Annotated in this window: 14 protein-coding genes and 12 tRNA genes; 2 read left to right on the forward strand and 24 right to left on the reverse strand. The window is 36.9% G+C overall.

Annotation, left to right across the window (positions count from 1 at the left end):
• Position 1 precedes the first annotated feature (1 nt).
• The 5 genes from N0B48_RS05425 to N0B48_RS05445 form a co-directional block, all read right to left on the reverse strand.
• Entirely contained in the window at positions 2 to 2,698 is a 2,697-nt protein-coding gene (locus tag N0B48_RS05425) for a DUF6493 family protein (protein WP_259837308.1), read from the reverse strand.
• Entirely contained in the window at positions 2,679 to 5,225 is a 2,547-nt protein-coding gene (locus N0B48_RS05430) for a DUF6493 family protein (protein ID WP_259837309.1), read from the reverse strand. Before N0B48_RS05430 ends, N0B48_RS05425 begins: the two co-directional genes overlap by 20 nt.
• Before the next feature lie 84 nt (positions 5,226 to 5,309).
• Positions 5,310 to 7,568, reverse strand: a complete 2,259-nt coding sequence (locus tag N0B48_RS05435) for a hypothetical protein (protein ID WP_259837310.1) — start codon at positions 7,566 to 7,568, stop codon at positions 5,310 to 5,312.
• 169 nt (positions 7,569 to 7,737) lie between these two features.
• Entirely contained in the window at positions 7,738 to 9,249 is a 1,512-nt protein-coding gene (locus tag N0B48_RS05440) for a slipin family protein (RefSeq protein WP_259837311.1), read from the reverse strand.
• Positions 9,246 to 9,548 (reverse strand): hypothetical protein, encoded by a 303-nt coding sequence (locus N0B48_RS05445; protein ID WP_259837312.1) that lies wholly within the window; start codon positions 9,546 to 9,548, stop codon positions 9,246 to 9,248. Before N0B48_RS05445 ends, N0B48_RS05440 begins: the two co-directional genes overlap by 4 nt.
• A 678-nt stretch (positions 9,549 to 10,226) precedes the next feature.
• On the opposite strand from N0B48_RS05445, the gene N0B48_RS05450 reads away from it, so the two are divergent.
• Complete coding sequence (locus tag N0B48_RS05450; RefSeq protein ID WP_259837313.1) at positions 10,227 to 10,652, forward strand: MarR family winged helix-turn-helix transcriptional regulator; 426 nt, start codon at positions 10,227 to 10,229, stop codon at positions 10,650 to 10,652.
• A 141-nt stretch (positions 10,653 to 10,793) separates the two neighbouring features.
• The gene (locus N0B48_RS05455; protein ID WP_259837314.1) at positions 10,794 to 11,690 is read left to right on the forward strand and encodes an alpha/beta fold hydrolase; all 897 of its coding nucleotides are present in this window, start codon (positions 10,794 to 10,796) and stop codon (positions 11,688 to 11,690) included.
• Between the two features lie 314 nt (positions 11,691 to 12,004).
• On the opposite strand, the gene N0B48_RS05460 is transcribed toward N0B48_RS05455, so the two are convergent.
• The 19 genes from N0B48_RS05460 to N0B48_RS05550 all read right to left on the reverse strand — a co-directional run bounded on the left by N0B48_RS05460 (position 12,005) and on the right by N0B48_RS05550 (position 19,913).
• Positions 12,005 to 12,556 (reverse strand): 3'-5' exonuclease, encoded by a 552-nt coding sequence (locus tag N0B48_RS05460; protein ID WP_259837315.1) that lies wholly within the window; start codon positions 12,554 to 12,556, stop codon positions 12,005 to 12,007.
• A gap of 216 nt (positions 12,557 to 12,772) precedes the next feature.
• Complete coding sequence (locus tag N0B48_RS05465; RefSeq protein WP_259837316.1) at positions 12,773 to 13,318, reverse strand: 3'-5' exonuclease; 546 nt, start codon at positions 13,316 to 13,318, stop codon at positions 12,773 to 12,775.
• 107 nt (positions 13,319 to 13,425) lie between these two features.
• Positions 13,426 to 13,992, reverse strand: coding sequence for a metallophosphoesterase family protein (locus N0B48_RS05470; RefSeq protein ID WP_259837318.1), 567 nt, complete (start codon positions 13,990 to 13,992; stop codon positions 13,426 to 13,428).
• Positions 13,993 to 14,226: 234 nt separating this feature from the next.
• Positions 14,227 to 15,171 (reverse strand): MBL fold metallo-hydrolase, encoded by a 945-nt coding sequence (locus N0B48_RS05475; RefSeq protein WP_259837320.1) that lies wholly within the window; start codon positions 15,169 to 15,171, stop codon positions 14,227 to 14,229.
• Between the two features lie 48 nt (positions 15,172 to 15,219).
• A complete protein-coding gene (locus tag N0B48_RS05480; RefSeq protein ID WP_259837322.1) occupies positions 15,220 to 16,236 on the reverse strand; it encodes an RNA ligase, Rnl2 family in 1,017 nt (338 codons plus the stop codon).
• A gap of 166 nt (positions 16,237 to 16,402) precedes the next feature.
• On the reverse strand, positions 16,403 to 16,774 hold the full coding sequence (locus N0B48_RS05485) for a cyclic-phosphate processing receiver domain-containing protein (RefSeq protein ID WP_259837324.1): 372 nt from the start codon (positions 16,772 to 16,774) through the stop codon (positions 16,403 to 16,405).
• 47 nt (positions 16,775 to 16,821) lie between these two features.
• Positions 16,822 to 17,307: a ribonuclease H-like YkuK family protein gene (locus N0B48_RS05490; protein WP_259837326.1), complete on the reverse strand. Its 486-nt coding sequence runs from the start codon at positions 17,305 to 17,307 to the stop codon at positions 16,822 to 16,824.
• A 120-nt stretch (positions 17,308 to 17,427) separates the two neighbouring features.
• A tRNA-Trp gene (locus N0B48_RS05495) sits at positions 17,428 to 17,498 on the reverse strand.
• A gap of 63 nt (positions 17,499 to 17,561) precedes the next feature.
• A tRNA-Phe gene (locus N0B48_RS05500) sits at positions 17,562 to 17,637 on the reverse strand.
• A gap of 103 nt (positions 17,638 to 17,740) precedes the next feature.
• Positions 17,741 to 17,814: transfer RNA gene (locus N0B48_RS05505), tRNA-Leu, on the reverse strand.
• Between the two features lie 192 nt (positions 17,815 to 18,006).
• Positions 18,007 to 18,078 (reverse strand) — tRNA-Glu (locus tag N0B48_RS05510).
• A gap of 85 nt (positions 18,079 to 18,163) precedes the next feature.
• Positions 18,164 to 18,247, reverse strand: a tRNA-Tyr gene (locus N0B48_RS05515).
• A gap of 657 nt (positions 18,248 to 18,904) precedes the next feature.
• Positions 18,905 to 18,976 (reverse strand) — tRNA-Asn (locus N0B48_RS05520).
• Positions 18,977 to 19,087: 111 nt separating this feature from the next.
• A tRNA-Ile gene (locus tag N0B48_RS05525) sits at positions 19,088 to 19,161 on the reverse strand.
• A 115-nt stretch (positions 19,162 to 19,276) separates the two neighbouring features.
• A tRNA-Pro gene (locus tag N0B48_RS05530) sits at positions 19,277 to 19,348 on the reverse strand.
• A gap of 69 nt (positions 19,349 to 19,417) precedes the next feature.
• Positions 19,418 to 19,489, reverse strand: a tRNA-Asp gene (locus N0B48_RS05535).
• 6 nt (positions 19,490 to 19,495) lie between these two features.
• Positions 19,496 to 19,569 (reverse strand) — tRNA-Arg (locus N0B48_RS05540).
• Between the two features lie 102 nt (positions 19,570 to 19,671).
• Positions 19,672 to 19,745: transfer RNA gene (locus tag N0B48_RS05545), tRNA-Lys, on the reverse strand.
• A 95-nt stretch (positions 19,746 to 19,840) separates the two neighbouring features.
• A tRNA-His gene (locus tag N0B48_RS05550) sits at positions 19,841 to 19,913 on the reverse strand.
• Between the last annotated feature and the right edge of the window lie 781 nt (positions 19,914 to 20,694).

Below are 20,694 nucleotides of genomic sequence, written 5' to 3' on the forward strand. Positions count from 1 at the left end.
TCTATTTTTTTAGAAGAAGATTGCAGATTTTTTTCAGACTGGAATTCTCTTTCCAGCTATTCAGTTTTTCTTTTAAGTTTTTATCGGCTTCAGATTGGTTTAAAGCCAGAACCTCGTGGTAAATATCCAATATTTTTTTAAGATTGGTAACAGGTGTTTCCATCTGCAGCAAAATATGGGTAAGAAGCTGTTCCAGCGCCAGATTGTGGTCTTTGCTGACATTGAGCATCTGATGCTGTACCAGATCTGTAAATCTCTTCACAGGTGCCCATTCCAGTTTCTCGTGCAGACCGGTCACACGGCCCAGCTGTACATTATCCAGTACTTTATGGGAAACATGTTCCAGCCAGATCTCAGCAGCAGTTCCACGAATGACTTTGTCTCCGTCCAGGAAAATGGTTCCCAAAAACAGATATCCCATCGCATCCAGAGGCTTTTTCATCTGATGAAGGGCCTGTGCTGTATTCAGAACAAGACCTCTTTCGTAAACCTCTGCTATTCCGGAATAAAACAGGCAGTCTTTGATGATCTTCGCAAAAACATTTCCAAGGGTATTCGGGAAACTCCACATGAATGAAGGGGTTTCAGAGAAATGTTTCTGTTCTGCAATAAAATATTCCAGAAAAAGCGGATGTTCTCTTTTTTTCAGGTGATATTTAGGAACGTTGATATTAAGTTCAACCGGATAATAGGAGTTCTTTTTACTGTCAATAGTTTTCCATTCATATGAACCGGTAAGAAATTCTTTTGGAATATCATCATAACCGAAATCTTTGAATTCTTTAAAAACGGTTCCGGGAGAACGGGTAATTCCAGCAGTCATCCACCATGACGGATGTTCAAATTTTCCTTTCGGTGCTGCATTTGGATTAAAAAAGAAAAGAAGCAAGTCTTTATATTCTCCTTTCAGTTTTTCTTCAACCCGTTTTAATCTGTCTGATGTTCTTTCAAGGGAACAACGTTGTAATGCCAACTGTACATCCAGATCATCAGGCTTTTTATTTTCGTTCTGATAGATTTCAAATCTTTCTACCAATGCGTCCGGGCTTACCCAACATGGCTCATGGGTTACCGTAGATAACAACGGAGTTTTATCTCCTGATTTTATCTTATTGAAAACCTGTACCGCAATATGTTTGAAGGGCTTCATAGCCAGACCTCCGGCATAGATATCCTGAATTGGTCCTAACTTTTTATGGTAGGTGGAATATACCTCTCTTGTAGCTTCGTCCTCCTGCGTCCTTTTGTATATTTTTTCTAGATTCTTAAGCTGAACCGGAAATTTTTCCAATAAAGAAAGTCCGTAATTAATGATTAGATTACACAGCAGTACATTAAAATGATGTACTTCCCATTTAGCAATGGTTTTACACGCTTTCTGAAACACGGGTTCAAAAAGTTTTACGGAGGCGTCGTCTGCGTCATCTGCAAACTTGACAAGTCCACCGAGCGCTAAATCATAATAATACGTCCCCGGCTTTTCTATCGCCTGCGGAAGGAAAAACATCAGGTCTTCAAAACTTGCAGGCTCCTTAGCCAGGCTTTCTTCGCTGATTAGCTCCAGCTTTTCCTGCTGTACAGCATCCAGTTCTAACTGTTTATTGTCAATGTATTGAGCAAGTCCTGGTCTTACATTAGCCAAAACATTATCAGCATAATGCGATAACGCTTCCTTGATATCTTCGGAAACGGGGATGTATTTCTGGATGATCTTTGCGGCTTTGGTCTGTATGCTTTCATCTTTGCTTACAAACGCAGCACTCAAAGCCATTCCAAGGTTTTCAGTATCGGTTTTCTTTTTCTGAAAGATATTTTCTGTCACAACAAGACTGGCTGCCACAACGGTTTTGACCTCTGAACTTAACAGGTTCGGAAGGAAATGAGAAAACTCACTGGTTTTAAATTCCGGCTCTGTAACTATTTTTTTCAGATGAGCCAGCATGGTATTCACCGCCTTCGACTGTACAGAGGCTAATCCGGCCATCAGTTCGTCCTGAAGCATGATTAGTTCTTCGTTTGAAGGTTTCAGGATATTGAATGCATCCATGAACCATCCGGTCACGTTTTTATTAAAATTTCTATTGGCTGCCAAAAGGCATTCTTTGAGAAATCTTTTTCTTTCAATTTTATTTTCGGCAATCAGCTTTTGAACTAAAGGAAGCCATTCTCTTGTAAAAGGAAGTGATTTCGATGGAAATTCGCATAAATACCAAAAGTGGGTATTCAGCGTCTCCGGAGATTTATCCAGGTCATAAGGCTGAAGGCTTAAATGGTATCCCAGTAGCTCAGGTCTGGGTTTTACATAGCCTTTTTCTGCCCATTCCAGAATATCCTGATAATTAAATGCTGTAAATTCAGCTTCTATAGAATCATTGATAAATTCTGAAAACCACGGTGGGCATCCCCATTCCAGTATTTTACGGGTCTGTTCTTTGTCTCTGAAAAGGCTCCAGTAGTTTTTCCCGTAATGCTTCTGATCCATGCAGACAAATGATGCGATATCAATGATAGAATGCTGATCTGCAGAACCGGCAGTGTGGTAGGAGTTTTTCGTCATTACAATCTTACTGATCTCCCGGTCCAGCTTTTTTATCGTGGGTACCAGGGTTTTTCTTTCTTCTGTGCTTAGCTGCTTCAGAAACGGAATAATCTCATGTGCTTTTTCCTCATTAAGGATCTCATAAAGTCTTTCTTTCATTTGTTTTTAATTTGATGATAATTTTTTTCAGGTTATTTTCGTTTTTCCATTCTTTCAGCTTGACAGCCACCACATCATCAACTTCGGACTGATTAAGGTGCAGCAGTTCGTAGTACATCTCTAAAATCTTTTTGAGATTAAAAACGGGATGATCTATCGCTATAAGAATGGGTATCAATAGTTTTTCAAGAGCGCGGTTATGACTGGGATTCAATCCTATAAGGCCGGAAAGTCCATCCGTAAGTCTTTTCACCGTAGCCAGTCCGTGACTGATCTTTTCGCCGATCATTATTCCTAATATTCCGGGGTCAAAATCCTCTGAAACTATCTTGTGAATTATCGCTTCAAAAGCCGTACCAGAGAAGGTTTTATCCTTACTGAACATGGCCGCGGACAGGAATAAATAATGCGCCTTCTGGCATGGAAGATCCAGCTTCATCCATGCATCTAAAAATTCGGTATTGGTCCGGCTGTCATATTGATAAACGGCATTGGACAATGTTTCGTTGTATTTTTTAGCAAAAACAGACCCCGAAAAGCACGGAGCTGTGTATAAAATCCTGATCAGATCCTGATCATAAATACCGTGATAAGAGTTAAATAAATGATCCAGCAGAGGGGCATCACCAGGAATTTCTTTATTTTCAATCGTTACCGTAAGCTCCGGAATTTCTTCTGTTACGTAGCCTTTATATATTTTTCTGATGCCTAATTTTCTATCAAAACTGCCCTCCAGATGAGATTCCTCATAAAGGTTTTTATAATATTCCGGATTAAAAACAGGATCCAGCAATTGTACATATTCTTCGGTAAGCTGTTTTTGAGCGTACTTTTGGGCTTCTCCGAAATTCTCTTTTCGTACCCGAAGCACCGCTCTCTGTAGATCGAAAGGAACCGGAAATTCTTTCTGATCCTGGTATATTTTTAATTTATCGATTAGTAGACGGATATCAATCCAGCAAGGTGTATGATCCGCGATTGAGAGTAACGGAAGGATTTTCTCTTGTTTTAAAAGATCAAATATTCCCAATAGGAACTGATGATAGGCTTTAAAGATCAAAGGTGTGCGTTTTCCAATCCAGTTTTCAAGGGCTGGAAATTCTTTTTTTGCTTCATTGAGTACCGGAGCTCCTTTTTTCAGTTTTAAAAGTCCATAGGCAATAAAAAATGTAGCATACAAATGGTGCATCCCTACACTTCCTTTTACTTTAAGAGCTGCTTTGAAAGCCGGTTCCAGCTGTGTAAAGTGTTCTTCACTGATCTCTGTATTGAACCTCAGCAGAGCATCCAGGAAAAGATCAAAATCATTGGGTTCGTTTTTACTGAAAACCTGTGGTGCAAAGAATATAAAATCACTGATGTTTTCAATAGGAGAAATCGGTTGAGATACATGCCAAGAATCTAGTTCTTCAGTTTCTACAAGTTCAGTAGCTTCATTATTATTGCTGATAAGGAATTTTTCAAGCGCTATTTTTGTGTCCGAAAGCAAAGATTCTGTGTAAGCCTGTAATTCATTCTTAAACTTTTCAGAATTGGAATCGCCATATTTCAAAATAATCTTTACGGCCTTAGTCTGTATAGAAGCGTCTTTGCTCATAAAAACAGGCAGTACAAAAAGACAGATTTCTTCCCTGTATTTTTTATTATTCTTCGCTATTTTCTCAACAGTCTGAAGCCATGTATTCAAAATATTTTTGATCTGAAGACCAGGTAACGTCGATGAAGCATTAAGAAAATCGTTTTCCTTGAAATCAGAATCTGTAATGACAGAATTTAAAATTTTAAGTACCGGAACAAAAAGCGACTGTTGTGGAGCATGGAAAACTGAAAAGAGACTGTCCTGGAGTGCTAAAACCTCCTTTGAGGAAGGTTCTAAGTAAGAAAAAAGTTCCAGAAACCACATATTATGATCTTTGGAAAAATTGAGACTCACTGCATCCAGACAGGATTGTAAAACTTTTAAACGGTCAATTTTATTTTTATGGATCAGATCTTTAAAGAAAACTTTCCAGTTTTTTTCGTTTTTATAATGGTAAGTGATATTGGAGTTATACTGAAAAAGGAGCCAGATATGAGCATCCAGTGTTTCAGGATAGGTAAAAAGAATTTCGTCAGCGGTATGGTTTGAAACCAGTGATTCCGAAAGAAGATGGGCAGCGATTTCATCATTCAGGGTAAGATAACCTGTGTGTTGCCATTCCATGACTTTCAGATAGTCTATATTCCTGAGAAACTGATAGCTGTTTCCGAGCCATTCCGGAGTATAAGATTCGAATAATTCATCAGCGAGATGTATTGGTACAGCGTAATAACCGGGTGACAGTTTTGCGTATTCGTCCCGGTGAGTGCTGCAGGCCAGAGCGGCAAGCATAGAAACGTGATTGTGCCCCCAGTCTTTATTTAAAAATTTCTTTAAAACAACTGCAGTTTCTTTCTTTTCTTTTGGGGTCAGCTTTATGAGAAAAGGAACAATTTCCTTGATTCTATAATTTAAATAAATCGACTTCAATTCATCTTCAATAAGCATAATTCCAATCTTGGGGACTAAAATAACAAAAAATGCCTGACAGACATTGAAATATCCCAGTAAAGTGATTTTTTTAACAAAAAATTATGCTTTCAGCAGCAGTTCTGCAAGCATTTCTGAATAAAAGTTAAATGGAATTCTTCTTTCATCCTTGAAAAAACCATAGATATCGGTTTTCTCGTTGGACGTTGTTTTTCTGAAGGTTATGTGATCGCCGTGACCGTCGTGAAACTGGCAATTGATTTCTTTATCTTCGAGGTCAATTGAAAAATGGGCAGTGATTCCATATCCAAAAAAGTCGGATTCCACGGTATGCTTTTCTTTCTTTATATTATGAAAAAAAATGTTAAAAAATCCGTCTGGAAATATTCTCAGATAATCATTTAAGGATTGATTAGCACCCAGGAAATAATAAGTGTCAAATTTATTGACGGCAATGGTAACTCCTGAATCACCTCTCAAAACTGTCATCTCGCTTTCTGACGCGATTTCATCCCCAAATTTCAATTTTCTACTTGTAAAATTCATAAACGGGAACGCCGGATTTTCAGGAACCAGGCTGTCCAGATTTCTATAATAATTCATAAAAAACGGATTTCTTCCCGAATTGTTAGCCATAAATTTTTCCTTGGAATTCGTATGTGGAATATCGTAACGGCTGTCCATATAACTTTCCACATCTCCTTCCTTGTTGAAATTTACTCTGACAAAATTTTGTCCCAATAAAGGAGAAACCTGCATATAGATCACTTTGAAAGCTTCTATCAACTTTTTCGAAAGACGGTCACAGGTGATTCTGGAAACGACTCTGTAATAGTTGTCATACACCACTGTTCCTGATAACTCAGCTGCTTTCATGGTCCAGTCATTCCGGATGATAAAATCGTAAACCATATAATTATTGATCCTCCTTTTGTTGTAGTATATTTCCTCATCATAGTTTGGCGACTTTTCCAGATCGGAACTGTCTTGTATGTGATCATGATAGGAAGCAGTGATAGCAAAATATTTTCTTTTTCTAAGATCTTCTTTTGAATGAGCTTTGTAGGTTTTCCTTTTAACGAGGTTGCCATTTTGATAGATTTCCTCGGAATATTCATAAAGTGATTGGGTATCTTTTTTCGAAATTACCTCATCCAGATGATTTTTGTAAATGGTTTCATGTATTTTTACGGGGTCTGAAATTTCAGGAATTTCGGGTAAAGCGGACAGGAAATATTTTCCATATTCAGAATTAAAAAAACCATTTTCATACATTTCTTCAACTGTATACGATTCACCATCCCAATCGTCATATACGATTCTACAGTCCGGATCCAGCTGCCCGTCTTCCTTATATCTGAAATCTTCTAAGTTTGAATATCCTGAATCATAATAATAAGCATCTTTTTCAAACGCTACGGTTTTTCCGGTAGTGACGTCAATGTATTGTGCAAAGATTTTTTTTTCCAGTACATCAGTGACCCATATTTTCTTTTCGCACAGTATATTTTTTCTGTATAAATCAGATTCCCATTGGGTAAAACCATTTCTTTTTTCCTTTACATACTGCACTTCAACTTCAATAGAAAAGTCTCCCTCTTTTGGTTCAAAACTCGTATCGTCATAGATGAAATAGGTCTTTTTGATCCTTTGAAGATTCTCAAAATGTTCAATATGGGTAAGCTTCTGATCTCTGTATACTTTTTTGTCAAAATTCCGTTTAAAGAAAGCTTCTCTAAGCGTCATTTCCTGATCTTCATAGTCCGTTGAAAAATAACGGACGGTTTCAATTTCTAAGCTTTCATCTGAAAAAGGGAATGGGTAAAACTGCAGATAAAGATTCCATGAAGGATCTACACTGTTCATTTCGGATGCCTCCATAAGGGACTGGAGAATTTCTTGCTTTTTCAGGTAAGGTCTTCCGTCTTCGAAATATTTAAATTCCCTTGAATCTCCATTATTCAGATAGAAAAATTTCTTCAGAAATACATTACCGTTTGCATCGTATATACTATAAGAAGCCACCACTCTATCCTGCTGGTCATACACAGAAAAATTTTCAATATCAAGTTCAAAACTTTTATACCTTCTCTCATGGACGAATTGACCTTCTCTATGGTTTTTAGTCCTTATAATTTTCACTCCGCCGGCCAATACATGCTCCATCAGGATGTCTTCATCAGGCGTTTCTTCATCTGTAAGATACACCTTAACGGAATGGATAGTCTGAAAATAAAACTGTTCGGTCTTTTTCAGCACATCATTAATATAGGTATGCTTCAAATATGCTTTTTGTTCATGAAGATGACTTTCTTCAAGTATTGTTTTATCTCTCTTTGTATATACTATCCGTGTTTTCATAATCTTTTCTAAATAATAAAATCCTTATCCTAAGCCAATGCTAAAAATATGGATTTATCTCTTTTCCTTAGGTGTCTTTATATCTTTTCTCTTCTTTTCATGATTTGGAAATAAAAAGGGCAGACTGTTTTTACACTAGCCTACCCCATATAGTAACAGTTATTAGTTTTTATTTTGTGAAAATTTCTTTCAGCTGGGAAACGATGTTGCTGTTTCCTGAAACGGTAATATCACCAATCTTTTCTGCGATTTTTTCCATATACTCCATTTCTTTCAGCTTCCATAAAACTTCATTTTCTTCCATCAGTTTTGCGGTGTTCAGCAAACTTCTTGTGGAAGCCGTTTCTTCACGGCGCATGATGCTGTTGGCCTGAGCTTTTTTCTCAGCGATCAAAACCTGGTTCATAATTTCCTTCATTTCACCGGTTAAGATCACGTCACGGATACCCGCATCAAAAGCTCTGATACCTAAATCTCCGGCTTTTTCACCCAGATTTTCAAGAATTTCTTTACCTACCGAATCTTTTTTCAGCAACAGTTCATCCAATGTTAAAGCGCCTACAAACTCACGCAATGCCAGCTGCATCAGAATATACAATTGCTTATCATATTCTTTATTTTCCATTAATGCTTTTTCGATACTCTGTACCTGAAAACTCACATAAAAATTGATTCTTAGCATCGCTTTATCCTTAGTCAAAAGCTCCTGACCTGCAATTTCCATTTGCTGCATTCGCATATCAACCGTGTTGACATCGATGGAAATTTCATTATTCCAAAAACTGTAGGTTCCCGCTTCCAGAGTGTTCACCAATTTACCACCAATGATCAATAGTCCTTTATATTGATTCGGTACAATAAATTTTCTTACGTAATGTCTCAGCCTTGAATTTTCCAGGATGGTATTCGGGATATCCTCTGTGATTTCAACTTTCGTTAAATCCACTTTCTGGAAAGCCCTTTCTGTAATATCTGTCCAGAATGCATATTGTCCTACGTTCAGAACATCCTTTAAAGTACCGTTTTCATACATCAAAAGGATTTCACCATCTTTTACCTCTACGATTTCCAAAAGGTTTTTCAGGGTTTCATTTTTTAATAAAGCAGCTACATTTTCATGCGTTCCAAACTGGGATTTTATCTCATAATTGGGATCGATTAGCTTAACTTCAACTGAAATTTCATTGTTCCAGAAGGAGTAAGTACCGCTTTCCAACACCTGAGTCAGTTTTCCGTCAATTAACAATAATCCTTTATAGTGATGAGGCACAACAAACTTTCTTACAAAGCTTTTCACCTTTATATTTTCCAGAATTGGTTTAGAAATTTCTTCCGGGATCTCAATCTTTGTTAAGTCTATTTTTTGAAATTCTCTGTTGACCATTCCTTTCCAGAATGCATACTGTCCAACAGTCAAAACATCTTTAAGAGTTCCGTTTTCATGCACTAAAATGATTTCTCCGTCTTTTACTTCTACCGTTTCCAAAAGGCTTTTCAGCGTTTCATTTTTCAACAGAATCGGTAAATCTTCACCAGCTTCAAACCGGGATTTCATTTCATAGATTGTGACCGATTTATTTCCGAAGACATAATGATTACCTTCTTTGAGAACTTCAATTAAGTTTCGGTTTTTGAAGACCAAACCCATTTGGTATGCTTTAATGTGTACATTTTTTATCATTTTATTATATTTTTAAGGGTTATTATTTCAATTAAAAAGAGAAAACCGAGTTTCTTTCTTCCAAAAAATGGCGGAAGCAAAGGAGTTTCAAAAAGCTCCAATCGTTTCAAAATACTGTTCTTAAACTTCTTTTTCCAATCCGTAAGATCTTGGGCGTGTCCCTGGCCACCGCTGAAAGCAACAACCTGGGTCGCTACGTTCACTGCTATCTTTTTTGCGTACAAAAAAGGATATCCGTTACCATCGCTCACGCGGAAAACCGTCCTCATTAGAAAATTCCGTTCAATTGGGGTATTCATCAACTGAATTTCACTTTCAGAAAAAATCTTTCTTACTGGCTTTTTCAAAAATGTTGATTCAACAACTGAAAAAACTCAGATTTTCTCTAAAGGAATGTTTTTAAAGAAAAACATTGAAAACTTTGTAAAAAATAGATTTTCAGTCTATTTTCAACTACATGGGAAATGTAGTGCTCTAACCAACTGAGCTATCTCAAACTTGTTGAGAGAAGGAGTCGAACCTTCGCAAAAAAAACTATTTACTCTAACCTCCTGAGTTATATTTCCCCTTAAGGAAACAGAAGGATTCGAACCTCCGTACAATAGCTAATGGTAGAAGTTTTTTGGTCAACTCCTCAAACCTTCGGGCCAAGTTGAACAGAACGAAAACAATGTTTTTCAACAAATTCTTCTGCAATGGTGTTATACAGAAACACACAACCTGACTTGCCTGATATGGTAACTGAAACCTGTTTTTCAAAATTTCAGTGTTGTTTCATTTTGATAATGCAAAGTAAGAATATAATTACGCAATGTTTTTGCGCAGTTTATTTTATACCCGTTTTTATTTATATTCTTTCGTACATCTATTCTAGAAATTACATAAAATTGAAAATAAAAGTTCCTGTTAAAAACATTAACTCATTAAATTTTATATATTTGCATTAAATAAATAGTTGATAACTCAAATATAAATCAATGATAAGTACCGAATTATTATTTTTAATAAACATTAATAAGCTGCAGTCGGTGATAGCAAGGAAATTTGATTCTTTGAGTGTACATGGGCTGGGAATGAATGATTTTGTGATTCTTTATATTCTTTATCATTCTTCTGAGAGTAAAATGCGAAGAATAGATCTTGCCGAAAAAACAGGCCTTACTGCTTCCGGAATTACAAGGTTGCTTAATCCTTTAGAAAAAATCGGACTCGTATCCAGGGAAGCTAATGAAAGGGATGCAAGGGTAAGTTATGTTGTCATAACAGAGATTGGAAAAAAGGTCTTTGGAGAAGCTCTTAAAACCGCTGAAAACATCAGTCAGGAAATCCTTTCACCCAAGAAAAGCAAAGCGCTTCAGGCTGCCTCCGAATTTATTCATCAACTTGGAGGCAATATTCAATAATAAATTACTGAAACTTGTGTCTGAATTCTTCAATTTTGAACAGAATAAAGGCTATATGAAAATCACGGGACATCGTACTGCAGCGATTGAAGATTCAAGACTGCTGCCTCTTGAAGGAGTCATATTTAATTATTTAAGATCATGAAAAAGACAGCAAGCATTAATAATATAAACCTGTGCTATGAGATTTTCGGAACGAATGATGACCAGAACATTATTCTCATTTCAGGATTGGGAAGCCAAATGATCCGGTGGGATGATGCCTTCTGCAACCTGCTCGTTGAAAAAGGATTCCGTGTAATCCGCTTTGACAACAGAGATTCAGGATCTTCAGTTTTTAATCCCGAAAAGAAGTTGAATTTTGATAATGATGTTCAGCAAACATTTGCGAACCTCAAAAAAGAAGATATTCCCTATTCTCTGAGGAATATGGCTGAGGATGTGATTGGGCTTCTGGATTACCTGCATATTGAAAAAGCTCATATTGCAGGCCGTTCTATGGGTGGTATCATTGCTCAACTGTTGGGATCTTATTTTCCGGAAAGAGTCTTGACACTGACTATCATCATGTCGACTACTTTACGTCCTTCCCTACCTTCTTCAGATCCTGAAGTAATGGCTATGATGCTCCGTCCAAAAATGAATCCTGTGATGGATAAAGAAGGTTACATTAAAGAAAAATTGTTTTTTGCCGAAAAAACCAATGGAAGTGGCTATTTTTTTAACCAAAAACTTGAAACAGCGATCATTGAGGAAGAATTAAGCCGTTCCCAAGTTAAAAACGGAGTTTTGAGGCAGCTGCTCGCTATGGGTTCATTTCGGTATCATTCTGAAATTTCGGGAAAAATAACGGCTCCGGTTTTAGTCATTCACGGAACGGAAGATCCAATTTTCCACCCAGACTGTGGCAAAGACATTGCAGATTCAATCCCAAATTCTGAACTGATTTTAATAGATGGAATGGGACATTCCATTCCTGTTGAACTATATGGTTTTGTTTGTAAAAGCATTGGAACTTGGTGTATGGGACTTAAGTAATGAGTTTTAAATTATTTTATGTTAAATCACAACATCTAGATTTATTGTTTTTTTTACCCAAAAACTAAAAATTAAACAATGAAAAATTTAAGGAGAATTTCAAGAGATTGATTAAAAACAGTTAAAGGCGGGGTGAAGACATGCCCTCCCGGAATACATTCATATCATTGCCCGGGAAGCCCTACTCCTCAATGTTATTGGGATACCAATACTCTTGAGTGTCCTGAATTATAATAAGCCGAGGCTGTCCCATTTTTGAGACAGCCTCTTTTTATAGATTACTGATTAAATTATTGTATTTCCAAGCTGATCAATTAGCTTTGGTTAAGACACCAATGCAAGATCTTCGCAATATTCTTAGCATCATCCACACCTCTGTGGTGCGTACCTTCCAGCTTGAGATTCAGCTCACCTAAAGCTCTGCTCATGCCTACACTTTTTCTTACGGTAGGATGCAACTGCCCGAACAATGTTTTCACATTGATATGGTCATCGCTCAATGGATAATCCACATTAAATCTTCTGGCCTGATTCTGAAGCATATTCAGGTCATAATTGCCGTAGCTCGCCCAGGTAAGGTCCTCAGAATCGTATTCTGCCCTCAGGATATCCAGAGCGTCTTCCAGCATGATGCCTTCATCATCCAGCATATTTTGTGTAATGGAAGTCAGTTCCGTACAGAAAGGACTCACCTTTGAATACTGTGGTTTCACTAAAATGCCTTCATTTTTGGAGACCTTGCCGGTAGCTGCATTCATGATGCACACCCCAATCTCAATGATCTCGCTTTCCTGGCCTCTGGGCGGTCTGTCATCCCAGCAGGTGGCTTCCAGGTCTATAATTAATATATTTTCTGTTGTTTTCATTTGTTTAAAATTTAATGTTTTAAAAGAGGGAAGATGGGAGCTGGAGGATGGAAGTTAATTTTGTACATCCATCACTGCCTGTTTCCCGCAGTCAACTTTTCTCCTATCTTTTAAAGGATGAAAGACTGGAGCTTGAGAATATTATCTTCCGGTATTGGACTTCCATCTTCTAATTTCTAATTTCTAGTTTCTAACCTCTAACTTCTATCTTTATTTCTACTCCAAAATCTTCCGTAAAATTTTGGCTGCGTTGTAAGCATCGTCTGCTCCGCTGTGGTGGTTGCCTTCAAAATCCATTTTCAGGTACTCAAGAGCTCTTTTCAGACCTATCATTTTATGAAGTCTGAAATGCTCTCTGAATTCTTCCATCACATTCAGATATTGTCCGCCAAAAGGAATTTCTATTCCGAGCCAGTCACACTGCTCGAAAATCTGTTCCTTGTCGAAGTTTCCGAAACCCGCCCAGGTAAGATCTGAAGAATGATATTCATCCACAATCTTTTCACAGGCTTCTTCAAAATAGATTCCTTTCTCTTCAATAAGCTGCGACGTAATTCCGGTCAGTTTTGTACAGAATTCATTGATCTCTGATCTTTCCGGAATAACATAAATGCTCTGTTTCTGGGAAATAGCTTTTGATTTTAAATCCAATTTGCAGATCCCTATTTCTATAATATCGACTTTCTCGCCAATGGGGATTCTGTCATTTTCCCAGCACGTAGCTTCCAGATCGATGATTAATATTTCGTTTGTTGTGTTCATAGTTTTTTTTTAAAATGTACAATGTAAAAAAGTACAATGTAAAATGTATTCATGATTGTGGTACTCCAGTGCAATTAGAATGGCTGACACTCATTACTCATTACTCATTACTCCTCTCTTGCTCCAAACGGGGGTGTCCATTTTTTTCGCTTCATCAATTCTTTGACTTCTTCGTAAGAAATCGGGTAAAAATCGTGACAATCTACTCCCACGTCGAAGCTTAAAGCCATTTCGTCATCGGGTAAAGTTCCGTGTGAATGGCCGTAGAGCTGCCAAACTCCGCGGTGTGAACCGTTCCAGCTACGCATGGCGTAATGCAGGAGAATGATTTTCTGCTTGCCGTTGCTGTTTTCCGGTTCATCAATTTTCAATTCATGATAATCTCTTACGGATTCGAATCGTTTGGGGTATGTGAGTGCGGCACCTTCGTGGTTTCCTCTGATCAAATGGATATTCCCGTTTAATCTGTCGAGAATTTCTTTGGTGAAATCCGGTTTTCCTAAACTGATATCACCAAGGTGGTAGACGGTATCATTGGTACCGATTCTTTCATTCCATCTTTTAATCAGTTCTTCATTCATATGGTCTAAGGACTCGAATGGTCTGTCTGAAAATTTTATAATATTAGCGTGACCGAAATGATGGTCCGCTGTAAAAAATATATTAGGTTTCATTTTTTTTAATTTGTTTGTTTAATTTTTACTACGTTTTTTTCCACAGATTACACAGAATACACAGATGTTCTGTTGGTTTGTGTAAATAACTGGTGGTATTTGTTTTTAAAAAAAAGACCGTTTTTCTTAACCACGGATTTCACAGATTTACACAGATGATTGTGTTTATTTGTGAAGATTATTAGTGGTATTTGTGTTTAAGAAAATCAATTCTTTTGTAGTTCAAATTTTTAATTAATTTTCGTGAAATGCTTTATAAAAAGCAGTTTCAATTTCAATAACATCAGTTTCCGTATATCTTCTTGAAAAGTGAATAGGAACGGCTTCTTTCACCTGACAGTCTTTCATGATCTTTCCGGATGCAGAAGCAAAACTGTGATAATTAAGTTTTGCAAATTCCTGATCTGAATCTTTATAAAAACTCTCAATATAAACGAGATCTGCCTCGCTGAACACCGTTTTTATTTTTTCATAATTTCCCTGATCTGCCGCATGATCCATGATTACCCCAAGCCTGTAACCTTGATTTCTGGTCAGTAAATGAAACAGATCAGATGCTTTGTAAACGGTTCCTTCAATCTCAATTTCCTTATCTTCATCATTATTTTCAAAAGCTGATTTCAGTTCGCTGATCCATTTTCCTTTTCTGAAGCCGGAAGCCTCTTCATGAAAGGTGACTGAATCTTTTTCTTTGAACAGATACGCAATGGAATCTGTTTTATGATCAAGAATCGCAAACTCTACTTTTACCTGATCATCTTCAAAAAGGAAATTCTGCATCTTGATCAGTTCCAGGTTCCAGTGTGGTGGACGAAGGATATACACATTAATTTCTTCAGGGGAAATAATCTCCCGGATCTCATATTCAATAGCCTTTTCATCGATCAGGTTCCAGGTGTAAGATTTTAACCGTGCTTCAATCTGGTGATGGATATTTTTCGGTCCGCAGATCACAACTCTTTCTCCGCTACCAATCTGATGTCTGAAAATTCCGTCAAAATTTGAAAAATGATCAATGTGTGTATGGCTGATGAATATTGCTGAAACCGACTGTATTTCTTTTACCGTCAGCTGGCTGGCTTCACCGCAGTCACACAAATAGTGTTTTCCTGAATTTGCAATTTTTATTAATATGCTGATGTCTTCTCTCAAAAGACTTTTTATCTCTGCCAGTATCATTGTATTAGTTTTTAAACATAAAAAAGTTCCGGTAAAAATATACCGAAACTAAACTTTAAGAGTCATCAACTCTTCTTTTATAAAATCAATCACTAAAGTATTCAACTTTTTGTTGATTCTTTTCTGTTCGTCTTTTTCCACTGAAGCGAAAGCATCCGGAAAATCTTTTCCAAAGTCTTCCAAAATGTCCTGAGCAAAAAGACCTATGATCTTGCCTATCATTTTGGATTCAAATTCTCCAACTTTGCTCACCACATTATGCAATCTGTTGACTGTAGCATACCTTTGAATTTCCTCCCAGATATTCTGAGCATTTTCTGAAAAATCTGCCGGTTTTTGGACTTCTTTACGGTCTTTTTTAACCATTTTAGATTTTTCGACCCACTTATCATTCTTGTTTTTAAGAATAACTCTGGCGCCATTTCCAAAATATCTGGTTTTCAAAGTTTTGACAATCGTTCCTTCGCACATATTGTTGTCCATTTCGGGTAGGCCCAACCAAGCCGGAATTTTAGAGTCAAATACATTCGGGAACCTCAAAGCGTCTTCCAAACTGCCCTGAAACACAATTTTAGCGTAGAAAAATCCGGTTTGCTCAAAAATCTGATTCACCACATCGGTGTCCAAATAAGTAGTTCCGTTCAACTTAATATCGAATCCATAAAATTCGTTATAAGGTGCGTATTCAATACCTTTTTGTACTTTGATAGCCTCTTTTACGGGTTCTACTTCTGTATGTTTGTAGCCACCTCCGAACAGTTCACCGTAGATCACTACCGTTTCCAATTCCGGGTGATTGGTTTTCACTTTTTGGAACAAATCAATTACATTTTTTCTGTAACGTTCTAAAATTTGGTGTGCGTTGTAGAATTTTTCATCCTTTTCAATAAAGGCGGTTCTCTTCGCGATCTTAATTTCCTTTCCATCGGTAAAGAAAGAGAAATTAGCCCCGTGAACCTTTTCCTGCACGATGAAAATCTCATCCCCAAAACCCTGCAACCTGATCTGATCGATCACGCGGGTTTGGTAAGCATTTTCTATAGAGTTATATGTTTTGAAAATCATTTTTTTAGTTTTTAGTTTTTTTATAGTTTTCCAAAAGGCTTAGAACATTTTCCGGCCTTTAGATCAATCATCTTCAGATTCTTCCTTTCCATCATCTTTGATATGATGATTCTGCAAAGTAAAAAAGTAATTACGCAATCTTTTTGCGCTGATCTAAAAATGTTGATTATAGTTGTTTAAAATTTTCCAAAAGGCTTAGAATATTCTTCTTGCCCACCGGATTCATGGAATGACAATAGAATTTTGGGAGATCCAAATAGTTATCCATACAATATTCTACCAGCCATTTGGCACAATCGTAGCCTGTTTTTTCAGTGTACTCGTCAGCATTGGGCTTCAGATAATGTACATCTGCCAGGTCATGGTCAAAAGAAATGAGTTCCGGAAGTCCTTTTTCCATAATTCTGTTAACAAACTGCTCGTAATTTCGAACAATATGCCAGTCTTTTTTGAGGAAAATATCCTGTTTGGTATAATGAAACGCCTCAATCGGGTATCTTATATCATCCAGAAATAATAATCTTTTGGTGATTTCCATCCTGTTATTTTTTAAGCCCGAAAGCCTTTGAATACAATCTTTATTTATTAAACCATCATATCAGCACAATTGGTACTTGCGAATGCGTAAGGTTTTGCTTTAAACACATAGCCCATTCCCAGAATATAGCCCATAGCATCTTTCAATGCTGCATTTGACTTAAAATCAGGGTCGGTATTAATGTCTGCGTGTACCTCCATTTCCACACCATAAGCATCCAGAACGGCACAGATAGCGTAAGCAATTTCTACGGATCTGTTGACCTCGTTCAGCATTCGTTCTTTGATACTGATCTTCTGTATTTCTCTTTCTTTTCTGATAAAGGTAAACGCTCCTTTTCCCTCACGGACAAATACTACTGCTGTAGCATAATTGATCGCTTCGCCGTACACGTGGGAATCTGAGCCCACACATACTTTCAGGCGGTGACCGTTAGCCTGTTCGCGGATGATGGCTTCTTCTACCAGCTGTGTGATAGGTTTTTGGAAAAAATTTCCTTTCATATTCTGCCATACTTCTTGTTGCGTTTCCATTTTTTTACATGTTTTAAATTCTGTTTTATATTAATTTATCAATTGTGAATTGTCAATCCGTTTTACGGTCAATTTTATAAAATTCACCATTGACAATTCACTATTGACCTTCATTTTTTGCACTCCGAACCGGACTCGAACCGATACCATCAGTTTTGGAGACTGAGATGCTGCCATTACACTATCAGAGTTTTTTTATAATTGATGGATGATGATTGATAATTGATACTATCTTGTCATCATCATTTATGTTTTGGTGGAACAGACAGGAATCGAACCTGTACCTCTAGTTTTTCAGACTAGCGTGCACACCTTGTACACCACTCTTCCTTGGTTATTAATAATGAGTAATTGGTAATGAGCAATGAGTCATCCCGACATAGTCCTATTGGCATTTATCATTCATCAATCATCTCTCATCATTCATGTTTTGTACAGAAAAAGGGATTCGAACCCTCAATATCTTGATCCTAAATCAAGCGCGTCTGCCAGTTCCGCCATTTCTGCAGGTTTTATTAATAGTGAGTAATAGGTAATCAGTAATTTTAAAAATTGACTTATTGACCATTCACAATTGATTACTCATTGCTATTACTCATTACTTATAAAATTGTGAATGATCGGATCAATTTTATCTCCTCGATCTGAACTTTCATGGTATTATTTATTCACAATTGATTTTTGACCATTCACATTTTGTACTCCATAAGGGAATCGAACCCTTATCATCTGCTCGAAAGGCAGGCGTCCTAGCCGTTAGACGAATGGAGCGTTTTAAACCAACTGACCAGGAATCGAACCTGAACAACAAGAGTACTTTTCCTGCATGCTGCCATTACATTACCAGCGGTTTTTGTGGAAGCGGTAGGATTCGAACCTACTCAGCAATAAAGCAACAGATTTACAGTCTGCCCCGGCTCTCCAACTCCGGCGAGCTTCCAGTATGATGAGTAATAGGTAATTAGTAATGAGCAATTTCTAACTTCTAATCTCTAACCTCTCTTTGAAGAAAAACAAAGCCTGTCTTAATTTTTTGTTTGATATAAGAACTTCTGCGCCTGACAAACTTTTATTTTTTCTTCTGAACTAACTAAATTTTATAAATGATAAGTGATATGTAATCTTACAACTCCCTCTAATTTCTAATTTCTAACTTCTAACCTCTAATTTCTATTTGGAAAAAAACAAAGCCTGTCTTAATTTTTTGTTTGATATAAGAACTTCTTCGCTCGACAAACTTTTACTTTTTCTCCGGAACTAATCTCATTTTAGTTATTTGAGATGGTTATGGGATTGTTCATAACCATTTTATTTTTTTATTGAATTCACGAATGTTTCTCATTTTAAACCCACTCAGCTTACGCAACGGTTTTGTAGACCGCCCCGACTCTTCCACTACGGCGAACCATCAGATGTGATTATAAATGATAATTGATAGTTGATAGTGAATTTTCACACCACTTTTAATTTCTAACATCTAACTTCTCAATAAAAAAAGAAAAAGGCTGTCGGTATTTTCCATATTTGGCGTAAAGATCTTCTGCTCTTGACCCACCTTATTTCTTCTCTTTTGAAACAATTAACATTTAGTTATCTGCGATTCCGGAAAGATTCGAACTTTCAACTTCCGGTTTAACAGACCGGCGCTCTACCATTGAGCTACGAAATCATTTTTTTATGTGAATTGTGAATGGCAAATTATCAATCCGCTTTGTTGTCAATTTTCAAATTCACTTGCGAAGCAAAATTCACAATTGACCATTCACTTTTTCATCTTTTGTAATTCCGGAAGGACTCGAACCTTCAACCTTCGGCGTATCAGACCGACACTCTAACCACTTGAGCTACGAAATTGTTTTTTATTTGTGAATGGTCAATTGTCAATTCGTTGTACTGTCAATTTTTTTTAAATTCACTTGCGAAGCAAAATTCATAATTGACCATTCACTTTTGCCTTTGGCAAAACTTGTCTGGAAAGCAAGATTCGAACTTGCGACCTCCCGCGTCCAAGACGGGTAAACAACCACCGTTATCTTTCCAGTTTTTAAGGTTCTGCTTCCAATTTCTTTTCCGGGAGACAGCCGGGATTAAAATTTTCCATGAACCTTTGCGGTCTATGCGGGAATCGAACCCGCAGTGCCCAAGAGACAGTCGGGCAGGTTAGCCTTTACCTCAATAGACCTTTTTGTAATTCTGAGAGGAATCGAACCTCTAACCTTCGGTTTAGAAAACCAACGCTCTATCCGGTTGAGCTACAGAATCAATAATTGATGAATGATGCTTGATGAATGATAATTATTTGTCAAACGATGACTCTTATTTTTCATCTTCTAACTTCTAATTTCTAGTCTCTAACATCTATCGTAATCCCAGAAGGAATTGAACCTTCAACCCCCGGTTTAAAAGACCGGTGCTCTGACCAATTGAGCTATGAGATTGTTTTTTACTGTGAATGGTCAATTGTCAATTCGCTTAACCTGTCAATTTTAAATTTCCAATTCACCATTGACCATTCACATTTACTTTTACTTTTGGGTATCTTCGGGGATCGAACCCTGTTCTCCGGTTCCACAGACCGGCGCTTTACCAAATAAGCTAAAGAAACCATAAAAAAAGCACCTCTTTTCGGGAGGTGCTGTATATATTTTGACGTGTCAGATCACTGAGACCTACGTATATAAGCACCTTTTATCAATAAATTCACTATTCAGAATACATGTATATCCTTTCGGATCCTGTCCGTCTAGTCCTGAATACTGATTAGATATGTTATGTAATTGTTTCATTATATTCTTGTTATTTAAAAAGTTTTGAATCCTGAAAACCTGTTGCTTTCAATTTTCGGTTGCAAAGTAAGTATGAAATTTTTTAATCTGCAAATTTATTTTTCGTTTAAATATTTGATAATCAATAAGTTAAATTCAATTTTCAGCATATAGAATAACCGTCCACAATATCCTGCGGATCTCTTAAATACCTAAATGACTGTCTCTCATCGGGTTACTTATCACTCTTATTTATCGTATTAAATTGTCATTGTTAATTAAAAAATTTTTGTTTTTACGGTTATTTTTTTTCATTCTAAATAATTTATGGCCTAAAACACAAGAAACGCCTCGAGTTATCGAGGCGTTTCTGTGGTATTTTGTTTAAATTCTTACGGGTTTATTGTAAATAATTTTCAAAGCAAGCACATTTCGCCTCATTCCATATCATCCATTCGTATCCGAATAATCCTTTTATTGAAGGGCTATCGCATAGATTTACATTGATATGTGCTCTTTGTAGTGTCATAATTTTATGGCGCAAAGATAGGAAAAATTGTTTTTCAGCAATGAAAATAATGCTTTTGCTCACCGAGCAGGGGAATATTTTAAGTGGAAAAAC

It is taken from the genome of Chryseobacterium herbae (genome assembly GCF_025154075.1).
Lineage (GTDB): Bacteria > Bacteroidota > Bacteroidia > Flavobacteriales > Weeksellaceae > Chryseobacterium > Chryseobacterium herbae.